General features: G+C 68.3%; 16 protein-coding genes. 8 read left to right on the top strand and 8 right to left on the bottom strand.

Annotation, left to right across the window (positions count from 1 at the left end):
• Positions 1-229: 229 nt before the first annotated feature.
• Entirely contained in the window at positions 230-910 is a 681-nt protein-coding gene (locus OHA10_RS01770; protein WP_137258219.1) for a ferritin-like fold-containing protein, read from the top strand.
• Between the two features lie 206 nt (positions 911-1,116).
• Here the strand turns inward: OHA10_RS01770 and OHA10_RS01765 are convergent, their stop codons facing one another.
• From OHA10_RS01765 to ligD, 5 genes are all read right to left on the bottom strand, one after another.
• Positions 1,117-1,392 carry a GlsB/YeaQ/YmgE family stress response membrane protein gene (locus tag OHA10_RS01765; protein ID WP_371404399.1) on the bottom strand — a complete coding sequence of 92 codons (276 nt, stop codon included), beginning with the start codon at positions 1,390-1,392 and terminating at the stop codon, positions 1,117-1,119.
• Between the two features lie 143 nt (positions 1,393-1,535).
• Positions 1,536-1,763: a DUF3107 domain-containing protein gene (locus OHA10_RS01760; RefSeq protein ID WP_130439935.1), complete on the bottom strand. Its 228-nt coding sequence runs from the start codon at positions 1,761-1,763 to the stop codon at positions 1,536-1,538.
• A 117-nt stretch (positions 1,764-1,880) separates the two neighbouring features.
• Positions 1,881-2,510 (bottom strand): TetR/AcrR family transcriptional regulator, encoded by a 630-nt coding sequence (locus OHA10_RS01755; RefSeq protein WP_134108667.1) that lies wholly within the window; start codon positions 2,508-2,510, stop codon positions 1,881-1,883.
• A 104-nt stretch (positions 2,511-2,614) separates the two neighbouring features.
• Positions 2,615-2,794 carry a hypothetical protein gene (locus tag OHA10_RS01750; protein ID WP_371404398.1) on the bottom strand — a complete coding sequence of 60 codons (180 nt, stop codon included), beginning with the start codon at positions 2,792-2,794 and terminating at the stop codon, positions 2,615-2,617.
• Positions 2,795-2,807: 13 nt separating this feature from the next.
• Positions 2,808-3,734, bottom strand: a complete 927-nt coding sequence (gene ligD, locus OHA10_RS01745) for a non-homologous end-joining DNA ligase (protein WP_371404397.1) — start codon at positions 3,732-3,734, stop codon at positions 2,808-2,810.
• A 66-nt stretch (positions 3,735-3,800) separates the two neighbouring features.
• Between ligD and OHA10_RS01740 the strand changes: the two genes are divergently transcribed.
• The 3 genes from OHA10_RS01740 (at position 3,801) to moeZ (ending at position 8,960) form a co-directional block, all read left to right on the top strand.
• Positions 3,801-4,733: an alpha/beta fold hydrolase gene (locus OHA10_RS01740; RefSeq protein WP_371404396.1), complete on the top strand. Its 933-nt coding sequence runs from the start codon at positions 3,801-3,803 to the stop codon at positions 4,731-4,733.
• Between the two features lie 93 nt (positions 4,734-4,826).
• Positions 4,827-7,592 carry a Calx-beta domain-containing protein gene (locus OHA10_RS01735; RefSeq protein ID WP_371404395.1) on the top strand — a complete coding sequence of 922 codons (2,766 nt, stop codon included), beginning with the start codon at positions 4,827-4,829 and terminating at the stop codon, positions 7,590-7,592.
• Between the two features lie 174 nt (positions 7,593-7,766).
• Positions 7,767-8,960: an adenylyltransferase/sulfurtransferase MoeZ gene (moeZ, locus tag OHA10_RS01730; RefSeq protein WP_371404394.1), complete on the top strand. Its 1,194-nt coding sequence runs from the start codon at positions 7,767-7,769 to the stop codon at positions 8,958-8,960.
• Here moeZ and OHA10_RS01725 read toward each other — a convergent pair.
• Positions 8,957-9,748, bottom strand: coding sequence for a maleylpyruvate isomerase family mycothiol-dependent enzyme (locus OHA10_RS01725; protein ID WP_371404393.1), 792 nt, complete (start codon positions 9,746-9,748; stop codon positions 8,957-8,959). The two genes, moeZ and OHA10_RS01725, sit on opposite strands and share 4 nt — an antisense overlap.
• Entirely contained in the window at positions 9,745-10,386 is a 642-nt protein-coding gene (locus OHA10_RS01720; RefSeq protein WP_371404392.1) for a TetR/AcrR family transcriptional regulator, read from the bottom strand. Before OHA10_RS01720 ends, OHA10_RS01725 begins: the two co-directional genes overlap by 4 nt.
• A gap of 87 nt (positions 10,387-10,473) precedes the next feature.
• Between OHA10_RS01720 and OHA10_RS01715 the strand changes: the two genes are divergently transcribed.
• From OHA10_RS01715 to OHA10_RS01700, 4 genes are read left to right on the top strand one after another with little or no spacing between them, the layout of a single operon-like run.
• Complete coding sequence (locus tag OHA10_RS01715; RefSeq protein WP_371404391.1) at positions 10,474-10,740, top strand: DUF2277 domain-containing protein; 267 nt, start codon at positions 10,474-10,476, stop codon at positions 10,738-10,740.
• Between the two features lie 9 nt (positions 10,741-10,749).
• The gene (locus tag OHA10_RS01710; RefSeq protein WP_371404390.1) at positions 10,750-11,106 is read left to right on the top strand and encodes a hypothetical protein; all 357 of its coding nucleotides are present in this window, start codon (positions 10,750-10,752) and stop codon (positions 11,104-11,106) included.
• A 48-nt stretch (positions 11,107-11,154) separates the two neighbouring features.
• Positions 11,155-11,994, top strand: coding sequence for an LLM class F420-dependent oxidoreductase (locus OHA10_RS01705; RefSeq protein ID WP_371404389.1), 840 nt, complete (start codon positions 11,155-11,157; stop codon positions 11,992-11,994).
• A 10-nt stretch (positions 11,995-12,004) separates the two neighbouring features.
• Positions 12,005-12,301 carry an MGMT family protein gene (locus OHA10_RS01700; protein WP_371404388.1) on the top strand — a complete coding sequence of 99 codons (297 nt, stop codon included), beginning with the start codon at positions 12,005-12,007 and terminating at the stop codon, positions 12,299-12,301.
• Positions 12,302-12,320: 19 nt separating this feature from the next.
• On the opposite strand, the gene OHA10_RS01695 is transcribed toward OHA10_RS01700, so the two are convergent.
• On the bottom strand, positions 12,321-13,232 hold the full coding sequence (locus tag OHA10_RS01695; protein WP_371404387.1) for a hypothetical protein: 912 nt from the start codon (positions 13,230-13,232) through the stop codon (positions 12,321-12,323).
• Positions 13,233-13,301: the final 69 nt, after the last annotated feature.

The following is a 13,301-nucleotide window of genomic DNA, read 5'->3' as shown; positions in this document are numbered from 1 at the left end:
GTTACGTGAGGCGCGGGGACACTGTGCAAGCACCTCGCACCAGCTTGCCCATCTGGGCGCGTCACCGGCGAATCGCTCACCAGTGTAACCGCTCAACCTGTCAACGCCGCTTCGTGTGGTTTGCGCCACTAGAACGCCGGACAGATGGGGTGCCGGGCATCTTCCCCTCCTCCCCGTCTTTTGCTCTTTTGTCCTTTGCCCTCGCCCCCGGCCCGATAGGGTGCCGGGCATGGAGCAGACGGCCTTTGATGATCCCGCCTACCGGGCCGCGGCGGTGGATCTGCTGGGAGTGCTCGCGTACGGCGAGCTGACCGCGTTCGAACGGATGGCGGAGGACGCCAAGCTGGCGCCGACGCTGAACGACAAGGCGGAGCTGGCGGCGCTGGCGACCACCGAGTTCGGCCACTTCCAGCGGCTCCGGGACCGGCTGGTGGAGCTCGGCGTGGACCCGATGGACGCGATGAGCCCGTTCGTCACCCCGCTGGACGCGTTCCACGACCACACCGCGCCGTCGGACTGGCTCGAGGGTCTGGTCAAGGCGTACGTCGGGGACGGCCTCGCGAACGACTTCTACCGGGAGATCTCCTCGTTCGTCGACGCGGAGACCCGGGCCCTGGTGCTGGACGTCTTCGGCGACTCCGGCCAGGCCGAGTTCGTCGTCGACCGCGTCCGCGCCGCCATCGAGGAGGACCCGAAGCTGGGCGGCCGCCTCGCCCTCTGGGGCCGCCGGCTGGTCGGCGAGGCCCTCAGCCAGGCCCAGCGCATCGCCGCCGACCGCGACTCCCTGACCGCACTGCTGGCCGGCAGCGTCGACCGCCCCGGCCTCGACCTGGCCGCCATCGGCCGAATGTTCACCCGCCTCACCGAGGCCCACACGGCCCGGATGACCGCCCTCGGCCTCCAAGCCTGACCCCCGGATCACACGGACGGATAACCACTCGACTTGCCGGTTGTCCGTCCGTGTGAAGGGGGGAGAACCGGCAACTCAAGGGGTTATCCGTCCGTGTGATCCGGAGGTGCGCCGGCTGGGGGCTGGGGGGCTGGGGGCTTGGGGGGCTGGGGATGGCAACGGCCGCCTGCCCCTGGTGGGGTGGCGGCCGTTTGGTGGTGCCTGGGTTAGGCGGTTTTGGCCTTGCTGTTGCGCGACGAGATGATCGCGATGACGATCGCGGCGCAGATGACCTGGATCAGGTACTGGATCCAGTCCGGGCCCGAGGTGTCCTTGACGCCGAGGAAGTAGGCGATCAGACCACCGATGAAGGCGCCGATTCCGCCGCCGAGGATGGTCCAGCCGAGGCTGATGTTCTGCTTGCCGGGGAGCACCAGCCGGGCCAGCGGCCCGAAGATGATGCCCGCGATGAGACTGACGATGATCATCCAGACCCAGTACACGGTTCCTCCTTGTGAGGGATGGCGGACCTGCGCACCTGGTGCCCCGTGACAACCAGACCAATCACGACGCAGGTCTTACCGCCATCGTGCCCTCTCGACCGCTCCCCGCAACCTGGACACGCTCTACTGTGTCCGGACCGGGATCAGATCGCGCCGAACCCGACCTTGCGGGTCGACACCTCGCCGATCTCGACGTACGCCAGCCGGTCGGCCGGGATCAGCACCCGGCGGCCCTTCTCGTCGGTCAGCTGCAGCAGACCGGTCTTGCCGGCGAGGGCCTCAGCCACCAGTTCCTGGACCTCTTCCGGGCTCTGCTCGCTCTCCAGCACCAATTCGCGATTGGCGTGCTGGACGCCGATCTTGACCTCCACGAAACCCTCCGGGCACGTTCCGACCGGCGGCTCTCGCCGGTAACGCTTTCGAGCCTATCCGCTGCCGCTGCCGAGCTCTCACCCGTCCGCCCAAAGCAGAATGTCAGCGGCAGAACCTCAGCTGTCGGTCCGGGGGAAGCCCCGGATGCCGCGCCAGGCCAGCGACGCGACCAGGTCGGCGGCGTGCTCCTGCGGGATCGACGGGTTGCCCTCGCCGAGCCAGTACCGCGCGCTGACCTGCGCCATGCCGACCAGGCTGACCGCCAGCACCATCGACTGCTCACGGCTCAGGCCGGCGTCGGCGCTGATCACCTCGGACACCGCCTCCGCGCACGCCTGGGTGACGCGGTCGACGCGCTCACGCACGGCCGGCTCGTTGGTCAGGTCGGACTCGAACACCAGCCGGAAGGCGCCCTGCGCGTTCGCCACGTAGTCGTAGAACGCGTGCATGGTCGCCGCGACCCGAAGCTTGTTGTCCTCGGTCGACTTCAGCGCGTCCTGCACCGAGGCGACGATCGCGTCACAGGACGTGTCCAGGAGCGCCAGATACAGCTCCAGCTTGCCCGGGAAGTGCTGGTAGAGGACCGGCTTGGAGACGCCGGCGCGGTCGGCGATGTCGTCCATCGCGGCGGCGTGGTAGCCGTTCGCGACGAACACCTCCTGGGCCGCCTCGAGAAGTTGCGCGCGTCGAGCAAGCCGGGGCAGGCGGCTCCCGCGTTTGGGTGCTGTCTCCGGGGTCGTCGACACGGTGGCGCTCCTTCGGGTGGTGTTCACCGAATCCTACCCAGCAGTCCTCCTCGCCAGTAGCTTCCCCGCCGAACCAGACCGGCACAGTCCGGTGTGTGGCGGCGTCAGCGGTAGTCGTCTTCCTCGTCGTCACCCACCTCGCGGCGCTGTTCCTCCACGTCCGCCGGGTTGGCGTCGGCCGGCAGGTCCGCCTCGGCGGTCTCCTGGAGAGGGTCCTGCTCGGTGTCGTGCTCCGCGTCGAAGGCCGGGTCGTAGTCCGGGCCCTCGAAGTCGGTGTCTGACATGTCGACTCCTTGCTCAGGTCGGTAGCGGCTGCGGATCGTCGTACAGGCCCTCGAGTACGTCGCCGTACTCCTCGATCCGGGCCAGTACGTCGTGCGGGAGGAACCGGAGGTCCTCCGGTGACGTGGCCGACGCCACCTCGTCCCAGTCGATCGGTGTGGAGACCCGTGGCTCGTCGGAGCCGCGGAGCGAGTACGGCGCCAGCGTGGTCTTCGCGCTGGCGTTCTGACTCCAGTCGATGAACACCTTGTTCGGCCGGAGCGCCTTGGTCATGTTGGCGGTCACGTTCTCCGGCAGGGCCTCCGCCAGTTGCTCCGCCAGCTGTTTGGCGAACGCACTGGTCTTCCGGGACGACGCCGGCTCGATCGGCACGTACAGGTGCATGCCCTTGTTCCCGGAGGTCTTCGGCCAGCCCTCCAGCCCGAAATGGCTGAGCAGCTCCCGCAGTGCCAGTGCCACGTCGCAGCACTCGACAATCGTCGCCCCCGGCCCCGGGTCGAGGTCGAACACGATCAGATCGGCCTGCGGGTCCTTGCCGCCGTCGGACAGACCGATCCGCCACTGCGGCACATGCAGCTCGAGCGCGGCCAGGTTCGCCAGCCACACCACGGTCTGTACGTCGTCGCACACCACGAACTCGGCCTCGTCGCGACCGGTCGAGCTACCGGGCGTCGGCAGGACCTCCGTGCGCACCCACGCCGGCGTACCGCGGGGTGCGTTCTTCTCGAAGAAGTACGACGCTTCGGTGCCGTCGGGCCACCGCTTGCGGGTCAGAGGCCGATCGCTCAGGTGGGGGAGCAGGAGCTCGGCCACCTGGTGGTAGTAGTCGATCACTTCGGCCTTGGTGAACCCGGTCTGTGGATACAGCACCTTGCCGAGGTTGGTGAGCTTCATGGTCTGCCCATCCACCTCGGTCGTCAGCTGCTGCTGCGCACCCGCCATGCGTCCCAGTCTCCACCTCGCAGCCGTCTTAAGCGGGGTCTGGGGACCCTGCTTAACATGGGTGTCGTGGAGAGTTACGGACCAGTAACCGGGGACGCCGTACCCCTGGAGCTGAATCAGTGGCCGGAGCGGCGGGTGCCGGTTGCAGGGGTGGATCTGCTGGTCAGAGACCTACCCGGTGCTGCGCGGGATCTCCCGCCCGCCCTGTTCGTCCATGGCCTCGGCGGGTCGTCACTGAACTGGACCGCGCTGGGTCTGATGCTCAACGACACGATCCGCGGCATCGCCCCCGACCTGCCCGGTTTCGGCCGTACGCCGATCTCCGGCGTGATCGGGATATCCGAGCAGGCCGCGGTACTGGTCGAGCTGCTGGAGCGGGAGTTCGACCAGCCGGTGCACGTGTTCGGGAACTCGATGGGCGGCGCGTCGTCGGTCGCGCTGGCCGCACTGCGTCCCGACCTGGTGGCCTCGCTGACGCTGATCTCGCCGGCGCTGCCGCATCCACGCGTGTCGGCGAGCGCGTTGTGGTTCACCGCGCTGGCGACGCCCCGGCTCGGTCCCGCCGTACTCGAGCGGTCGGCGCGCTTGCCGTTCGAGCGGCGGTTCCAGGCCTCGCTGGCGATGGTGTTCGGCGATCCACGGTCGCTGGCGCCGGAGGTGCGGGCGGCGTACGAGGCGGAGTTGCACCGGCGCGACACCGACCCGTGGGGCAAGCAGGCGACGCTGGACGGCGCACGGAGCATTCTGCGCTCGTCGCTGGCCAGACCGCGCCGGTCGCTGTGGGCGGACGCTGCCAAGGTGGAGTGCCCGGTGCAGTTGATCTATGGAGGCAGAGACCGGCTGGTCGACGCCAGGATCCGCACCAAGGCCCAGCGCACGTTCCCGAACGCGCGGCTGCTCTATCTGCCGCACTCCGGACACGTCGCCCAGATGGAGCATCCGGAAGAGGTGGCTCGCGCTTTCCGGCAGTTGATCGAGTCGAATCCGACGTCCGACTGAGACACGACTGAGCGGCGGATCCGGTCAACTTTCCTCTCGCCCGACAAGTACTACAGATGACTTGTCCATCGAAACGAGAGGACCACTGTGCGAGTGATCGGCAGAACCGCCCGAAGTCTGTCGCTGGGGATGGTCGCACTGCTCGGTGTGGGGACACTCACCGCCACCACCGCCGCAACCGCCGCACCGCCACCATCGGTTGCTCAAGGCAACCAATGGGACGTGCGAGCGGTGAGCGGCGGCTACCAGTTGACACTTCGTCTGGACACGCCCGCGCCGATGCGCGCATCGCTTCCGCTGCTGGCGGTCGACGGCAAACCGTTGGGTGTCGCCAAGCAGTCGCCGGACCGCAAGTCGCTGACCCTGGTCAGCGCCGACCCGGCTGTGTTGAACGCCCACGACGTACGCCTGGTCTGGTCCGGCGACCTGGGGAAGCAGTCCGGAATGAGCCGGGGCATCGCCGCGGCCGGCCCGACCGATGCCGACTGGCTGAAGGCGCGGCGCGGGCCGCTGCTGCCGGCGGACCCCGGTGCGCCGGGCAAGTACAAGGTCGACACAGCGGAGTACGACCTCGGCAACGAGGCCGTCTATCTCCCCGGGCTCAAGCACCGCTCCGAGCTGCTGGGGAAGGTGTACTCACCGCATGGTGCGATCGGACCGCGGCCGCTGGTCGTCTTCCTGCACGGCCGGCACGAGGTCTGCTACGGCGAGCCGACCCACCCGTCCGACAGCGACAAGCCGTGGCCGTGTCCGGCCGGGATGAAGGCGATCCCGAGCTACCGCGGGTACGACGGACCAGCGACCGCGCTGGCCAGCAACGGCTACCAGGTCGTGTCGATCAGCGCCAACGCCATCAACGCCTGGGACAGCGACGCGTACGACGCGGGCGCGCAGGCACGCGCCGAGCTGATCCTCGACCACCTGGCCTTGTGGCGGAAGTGGTCGACGATCGGCGGCGGGCCGTTCGGCAACAGGTTCGTCGGCAAGATCGACCTGCAGAACGTGGGCCTGATGGGCCACTCACGAGGCGGTGAGGGCGTCGCGCGTGCTGCGGTCCTCAACGCGGACCGCGGCGGTCAGTACGGGATCCGTGCGGTCCTGCCACTCGCGCCGACCGACTTCGCTCGCGCAACCGTTCCCGGTGTGGCGATGAGCGTCGTACTGCCGTACTGCGACGGCGACGTGTCCGACCTGCAGGGGCAGAAGTTCTACGACGACACGCGGTACTCCGTCGGCGGCGACACCGCACCGCGCTCGACGGTCACGGTCATGGGCGCCAACCACAACTTCTTCAACACCGAGTGGACGCCGGGTCAGTCCGTCGCGCCGTCGAACGACGACTGGTACGGCGACGAGAAGGCCTCGCCGTGCGGTGCGAAGTACCCCGGCCGGTTGACGGCGAAAGAGCAGCAGGCAGTCGGTACGGCGTACGTCGCCGGCTTCTTCCGGTTGCAGCTGGGGCACGAGAAGCAGTTCCTGCCACAGTTCGACGGGTCGGACTCGCGGGCCGCGTCCGCGGGCAAGGCCGTCGTACGGGTGGTGTCGCAGGCTCCGCTGGGGTCGCGGCGGGACCTGAACCACTTCGACAAGGCGCTGCCGGCCGGAGCGGTGACCGGGAAGGTGACTGCGACGGTCTGTGCCGGCGTGACCACCACTGGCCTCCGCGCGGCGACACCGACGTGCATGGCGACGGATGACTGGTCCAACGCACCGCACTGGGGTGCTGCCTGGTTCGCTGCCAAGACGCCGACCACTGCGGTCACCAAGCTCAAGTGGACCGGGACGAACGGGGTAGTGCGCGTCAACGTGCCGGCAGGACAGCGCGACGTACGCCGCTTTGCCGCGCTCACGTTCCGCGCGGCACCGGACCCGGCTGGTGCGCCCAAGACCGACCTGAGCGTCCGCGTGGTCGACGGGCACGGGCGTGCGGCCGTCGTACCGGTATCTGCGGTCAGTGACGCGCTGGTGCGGATGCCGGGCAGCAACGACAGCGGGCTGCCGAAGAACCTGCTCCGGACTGTACGCATCCCAGTGGCGTCGCTGAAGGGCGTGGATCTGCGAGATGTGCGGGCAGTGGAGCTGCGTACGGACAGGGTGGCCAGCGGGTCGGCGTACGTGAGCGATCTGTCGTTCTCGTCGCCAGGGCTCGGGCTGTCGGCCCCTGCGGTCCTGCTGCCGAAGCTGTCCGCGTCGAATGTCACTGTCAAGGAGGGAGACAAGGGCACGCACTCGGTCGACTTCTGGGTGACCATGTCGCGTCCGAGCATCCGGCCGGTCAGCGTGTACGTCGAGACGAACGGCGAGCTCGGTGAGAGCGTCGGCGATGTTGGACGGCAGTTGGTGTTCAAGCCGGGACAGGTACGGCAGAAGGTCAGTGTGCCGATCACCGGGAACACGCGGGACAGCTACGACCTGCCGTTCAGTCTGGTGCTGTCCGCTCCGCACGACGGGCTGCTGAACGAGTCCTTCGGCCACGGTCTGGTGCTGGACGACGACCCGACGCCGACGCTGACCCTCACCAACCTGAAGACGACCGAGAAGACCGGGCTGGTCAACTTCGGCGTCAAACTGTCCGCTCCGAGCGACAAGTACGTGTCGTTCACCGGAGTGCTCGAGGACGGTACGGCGGTGATCCGCAAGGACTACACGTCCGCCAACGACGACGGCACCGGCCCGGTCGACCGCTCCATCGACGGGTACGTCGAGCCGGGGCAGACGACCGGCGAGCTGTCCGTGAAGATCTTGGACGACAAGCTCGAGGAACCGGCGGAAACGTTCGGTGCGGTCATCCAGCAGGTCGACGGCGCCGCGCTGAAGGTCCCGATGACCCTCACAGGGACGATCATCGACAACGACTAGTACCACCGACGTGCCGGGCTCCCTGGGGGCGCCCGGCACGTCTCGTTTCTGAGACGACAGGCCCGGGATGTGGACTCCGCCAGGGGTGGCTTGGCAAGTGCGGGAACATGGGGATGGGAGAGATGGTTGAAAACCTTCAGATCCCGTCCGACGTCTTACTGAGGAGCCGACAACGTGTCGTCACTGCCACCGCTGGTCGAACCGGCCGACGAGCTCACGATCGACGAGGTGCGGCGATATTCGCGGCACCTGATCATCCCCGAGGTCGGGATGGCCGGGCAGAAGCGGCTAAAGAACGCGAAGGTGCTGGTCATCGGCGCCGGCGGCCTCGGCAGCCCTGCCCTGCTCTACCTGGCCGCAGCCGGTGTCGGCACCCTCGGCATCGTCGAGTTCGACACCGTCGACGAGTCCAATCTGCAGCGCCAGATCATCCACGGCCAGTCCGACGTGGGCAAGTCCAAGGCCCAGTCGGCCAAGGAGTCCATTCTCGAGGCCAACCCGTACACGAACGTCGTCCTGCACGAGACCCGGCTGGACAACGACAACGTGTTCGAGATCTTCGAGCAGTACGACCTGATCGTCGACGGCACCGACAACTTCGCCACCCGCTACCTGGTGAACGACGCCGCGGTGCTGCTCGGCAAGCCGTACGTCTGGGGCTCGATCTTCCGCTTCGACGGCCAGGTCAGCGTGTTCTGGGCCGAGCACGGCCCGTGCTACCGCTGCCTCTACCCGGAGCCGCCGCCACCGGGCATGGTCCCGTCCTGCGCCGAAGGTGGCGTGCTCGGCGTGCTCTGCGCGTCCGTCGGCGCGGCCCAGGTGACCGAGGCGATCAAGCTGCTCACCGGTATCGGCGACCCGTCGCTCGGCCGGCTGAACATCTACGAGGCGCTCGACCTCAACTGGCGTTCGCTGAAGGTCCGCAAGGACCCGAACTGCGCGATCTGCGGTGAGAACCCGACCGTCACCGAGCTGATCGACTACGAGGACTTCTGCGGCGCGATCACCGAGGAGGCGGCCGACGCGGCCGTCGGCTCGACGATCTCGGTGAAGCAGCTGAGCGAGTGGATCAAGCTCAAGGACAACGGCGAGAAGGACTTCGTACTGATCGACGTCCGCGAGCCGAACGAGTACGAGATCAACCGGATCCCGGGCTCGGTGCTGATCCCGAAGGCCGACTTCCAGACCGGCGTCGCGCTGGAGAAGCTGCCGCAGGACAAGCAGTTGGTCTTCCACTGCAAGTCGGGCGTCCGCTCGGCCGAGGTCCTCGCCATCGCCAAGGGCGCAGGCTTCTCCGATGCGGTGCACGTCGGCGGCGGTGTGGTGGCCTGGGTCGACCAGATCGACCCAAGCCAACCGTCCTACTAGAACGGCATCCGGCAGGACGCGACCGCCTCGGCGGCCACGGGGTCACCCGTGACCGCCGGGGCGTCGTCGCGTCCGGACAGCGTCCGCATGTAGGCGACGGCGTCCACCGCGGCGCGACCTACCGGCTCACCCCTCCCGAGTTGATAGGTCCCACCTCCCGGCCCGGTGAGTTCCACCTCGACCGCCGGCCGATCTCCCCAGAACGGCCCGTCGATCACGTCGTACATCACCTGCGCGACCATCTCGTCGGCGTACGGGCCGGCGTCGAACGGCCGGCCGAGTGCCTGGCAGACGTCGTCGCGGTGCATCCACAGGTCCCGCGCCAGCAGGATGTCCTGGATGTAGCCGAGGCCGAGCCGCTCGAACCCGGGGATGCCTTCGAGCTTGATCGTCATCCGCCGCATCAGCTCCGGGTTGCTGCTGATGCGCCGGGTCGCCTTCGCCCAGCGCCGGTCGAACAACACCCGCAGCTCGGCCGGCGGCGTACCGCGGTGGTCGTCGGCCTGGACCATCATGTGCGCGTCGAGGAGTACGGCGTCCGGGTACCGCCGCTTCGCCTTGACGTCCCGCAGCGGGAACGACCACAGCCGGAGTACGTCCTCGGCCTGCCCGATCAGGTGGCCGGCGATGTCCGCGACGTCCCACGCGTCGCAGACCGTACGGCGCTGCCACTCGTCCCCTTCGATCGACGCGAGCAACTCGTGCCACGCCCGGAGCTCGGCGTCCCGATGGCCCCGGCATCGCACCCGGTCGGCCCGCCCGATCTTCTCCGCCAGTACTGCAGTCATTTCTTCCCCCTGCTCGGTGCGTAGTGCTCGTAGAACATCTCCAGTACGACGGGGAAGAGCCGCGTGAACCGCCCCGTCTCGAACGTCGCGTCCGGCTCGTTCGCCATCTGTTGCGACAGCACTCCGGCCGTGACCGACGTGAACACTGCGAGACCCTCCTCGCTCGCAGCGTCCGGATGCAGCCGGCCGGCGTCCACTGCCGCCTGCAGCCCTTCCCGCAGAACACCCAGCGCCTCCTGGGCCGGCGCGTACGCCTCCGGGCTCGGCTCGAACCCGGGGATCGTCCGCCAGAACATGAGCTGCGAGTAGACCGGGTTCTGCATGCTCCAGCGCGCGTACGCCGTGGTGCCGATCAGGTGCAGCTCGACGACGTCGTCGGTCGTGGCGGCCGCGATCGCCTCCCGCTGCGCGGCCAGGAACAACTCCGCCCCGCGCTGGAACAGCGCGTCGTAGATCGCCATCTTCGACGGGAAGTACTGGTACAGCGACGGCGGCTGCATGCCCAGCCGGCGGGCCACCGCGGACAGGCTCAGTGCGGCCACACCCTCGACCTCCATCAGCTCGATGGCGACGTCGAGGATCTCTCCGATCGTCTCCTGACGACGGCGGGTACGGCGGTCCGGCGCAGTGGTGCTCATGTCATGAGGAAAACCTAAGACCGTTAGGGAAGTCAATACCTCGTAGATTTCGAGCCTCTTGTCCCACCGGCCACGTACTGTCGACATATGTGCAGAAACATCACCGTGCTCCGGGGACTCGAGCCGTCTGCGACCTCTGACGAGATCTACGCGGCGGCGCTGCAGTACGTGCGAAAGGTGACGGGCGTCGGCTCGCTCAGCGCGACCACACGCGGCCCGATCGAGCGCGCGGCCACCGAGGTCGCGCGGATCACCGAACAACTGCTGGAGGAGATGCCGGCCCGCCGGACCCCGCCGCAGACCGTCCCGCCGTTGCGGCGCCCCGAGGTTCGCGCGCGCCTCGGTCTCGACTAAGAGCCTTCCATGGGGGAGGGGGCTCGTCCGGAGGGCCGGCACCAGGGGGTGGTGTTCGGGCTGATCGTGGTCGGCGTGCTGTTGTCGCTGACCAGCGCCAACGCGGAGGCCGAGTTGTCCCGTCGTCGGCATGCTGCCTGTGACGGCACGCTGCCGCTGCCGACGAGTGCCTTCGTGCTCAGCTTCACCGGCGTCGCCGTGGGTGCAGTGGCGCTGTATCTGCTGCTGCACTGGTTCGGCCGTAGCCGGCAGACGATCGTGCTGATCCTGTTCTGGACTGCGATCGCCGCCGTCGTGTCCGAGGTCTTCACGGTGGTGACGGTCCTCCAACAGAGCCGCCCGATCACCGGTCTGTGCGTCGGCTAGTTGGTAATGTCGCCCCCGGGAAACGGTTCCCCTTTAGGGAGGCGCGGGATGCGGTTCGCGATCAAGACCAGGCCGGAACACACCACCTGGCAGCAGATGCGGGACGTGTGGGTCGCGGCGGACCAGTTCGAGATCTTCGAGTCCGCCTGGCACTGGGATCATTTCTACCCGCTGAGCGGTGACATGCAGGGGCCGAACCTCGAGGCCTGGACGACGCTCGCCGCGCTGGCGCAGGCGACGTCGCGGATCCGCCTCGGCTGCCAGGTGACCGGGATGATCTACCGGCACCCCGCCGTCCTGGCGAACATGGCGGCGACCACGGACATCATCAGCAACGGCCGCCTCGAGCTCGGCATCGGCGCCGGCTGGAACGAGATGGAGACCGCGGCGTACGGCATCGACCTGTATCCGTTGAAGGAGCGCTTCGACCGCTTCGACGAGGGGACGCAGGCGATGATCGCGCTGCTCACCGAGAAGGTCGCGAACTTCGACGGCAAGTACATCAAGCTCACCGAGGCGTACTGCAACCCGAAGCCGGTGCAGACCCCGCACCCGCCGATCACCATCGGCGGCAAGGGCCCGAAGCGGACGCTCCGCGCGGTCGCCCGGTGGGCGCAGCAGTGGAACGTGATCGTCCCGAACCCGGAGGAGTGGAAGCCGCTCAAGGACGTCCTGGTCCAGCGCTGCGAGGAGGTCGGCCGCGACGTCGACGAGATCACCTGCTCGGTGAACGTCCGCGTTGACCCGGACGGCCCGCTCGACAAGGCGGTCGCCGAGGCAGCGGCGTACGGCGAGGCCGGCGTCGACCTGGTGATCATGAACCTGCCGCTGGACGCGCCGCCGTCCGTCCTGGAGCCACTCGCGAAGGCGTTGGCACCGCTCGCTTAGATTGACCCCCGTGGACAGGGAGGAGTACGTCGAGGCCGTGCTGCGGGCCGTCGAGTCGATCCCGGAGGGCAGCGTCGCGACGTACGGCGACATCGCGGAGTACGTCGGACAGGGCGGGCCGCGTCAGGTCGGCGCGATCATGCGCGAGTACGGCGCGAGCGTGCCGTGGTGGCGGGTGATCCGCGCGTCCGGCGTACCGGCCGACGAGGTCGGCGACGAGCAGCTGCACCGCCTGCGGTCGGACGGGGTGCGGATCACCAACGGGCGCGTGAACCTTCGCGACGCCCGTTGGGATCCACTGCAGTAGGGCATGTCTGCCCTGACCCCTACTCGCCGTTCAGCGGCGTGCCCGCCTGCGAGGTGCGCAGGAAGTAGATCGGGTCGTTGTAGGTGCCCGGGACCTTGCCCAGGCTCTGGATGACGGTCGATGTACCGTTGGCGTGACCAACGGCATACAGGTACGCCGAGCCGGTGTCGGTGTCGATCGCGGCGAGCAGCCTGGACTGCGTGCCGCACTTCTCCGCGACGATCGCCTCGAAGCCCTGCCAGGTCGACGAGCGGACGACCTTCACGACCGGTGTCAACGGCGACGTGGCCGGGATGTGGATCGTGTACAGCGCGCCGGCCTTGGTGGTGGCCAGGAAGGTGTCGTACGTCGCCGTCGTGCTGATCAGCGTCATCGTCTTCACGGCCGAGAACCCGGCGTACGTCCCGAGCGGGTGGAACCCTTCGGCGTCACGCTTCCACCGCACCAGCGTGCCGTCGTTGCGCATCGCGTAGAAGTACTGCCGGGTCGGCGAGTCGCCCTTCGGGTACGCCGCCCGCGCGATCGAGGTGTACGCGCTCATATCGTCCATCGCCAGCCCGCGGCCCCACCACGGTCCGTCCGGCACGTTGTTGATGACCGTGCTGTAGAGCGTGTCGCCGTACAGCGCGTACCCGCTGTCGGAGCTGCCACCCTCGGGCTCGGGCTTGAACTCCCAGGTCGCGCTGGCCCGGGTCTCACCCGGCTCGGCGATCTTCGGACCGACCCGGCGTTCGCTCGCAACTGGCGGGCTGGCGGCGGACAGAACCTGGTCGACATAGTGGCCGTCCGCGGTGATCGAGCCGAGGTCCAGTGAACAGATCGACTGGATCTTCGGGTTCGATGTCTTCGCCGCGGAGGCAGTGGCGGTCCCGAGACCTGCCAGCAGAACAGCCGCCCCCAGGAGGGCGGCCGTGCGTCGCATCGTCCTCATTCGGTGCTCCTCATAGTTGGTGTCGCTTCCGAGGTACTCGATGCGTTCCGGGTGCGGAAAGTTATCGCG

This window comes from Kribbella sp. NBC_00662 (genome assembly GCF_041430295.1).
GTDB lineage: Bacteria > Actinomycetota > Actinomycetes > Propionibacteriales > Kribbellaceae > Kribbella.
Note: the sequence above shows the minus strand (reverse complement) of the source record. Positions and strands in the feature narration are given on the sequence as shown.

Excerpts from the sequence above, each read along its gene's own strand:
- OHA10_RS01770 (WP_137258219.1), top strand. The coding sequence starts at position 230 with ATGGAGCAGACGGCCTTTGATGATCCCGCCTACCGGGCCGCGGCGGTG.
- OHA10_RS01750 (WP_371404398.1), bottom strand. The coding sequence starts at position 2,794 with ATGTCAGACACCGACTTCGAGGGCCCGGACTACGACCCGGCCTTCGAC.
- ligD (WP_371404397.1), bottom strand. The coding sequence starts at position 3,734 with ATGGCGGGTGCGCAGCAGCAGCTGACGACCGAGGTGGATGGGCAGACC.
- OHA10_RS01725 (WP_371404393.1), bottom strand. The coding sequence starts at position 9,748 with ATGACTGCAGTACTGGCGGAGAAGATCGGGCGGGCCGACCGGGTGCGA.
- OHA10_RS01720 (WP_371404392.1), bottom strand. The coding sequence starts at position 10,386 with ATGAGCACCACTGCGCCGGACCGCCGTACCCGCCGTCGTCAGGAGACG.
- OHA10_RS01715 (WP_371404391.1), top strand. The coding sequence starts at position 10,474 with ATGTGCAGAAACATCACCGTGCTCCGGGGACTCGAGCCGTCTGCGACC.
- OHA10_RS01710 (WP_371404390.1), top strand. The coding sequence starts at position 10,750 with ATGGGGGAGGGGGCTCGTCCGGAGGGCCGGCACCAGGGGGTGGTGTTC.
- OHA10_RS01705 (WP_371404389.1), top strand. The coding sequence starts at position 11,155 with ATGCGGTTCGCGATCAAGACCAGGCCGGAACACACCACCTGGCAGCAG.
- OHA10_RS01695 (WP_371404387.1), bottom strand. The coding sequence starts at position 13,232 with ATGAGGACGATGCGACGCACGGCCGCCCTCCTGGGGGCGGCTGTTCTG.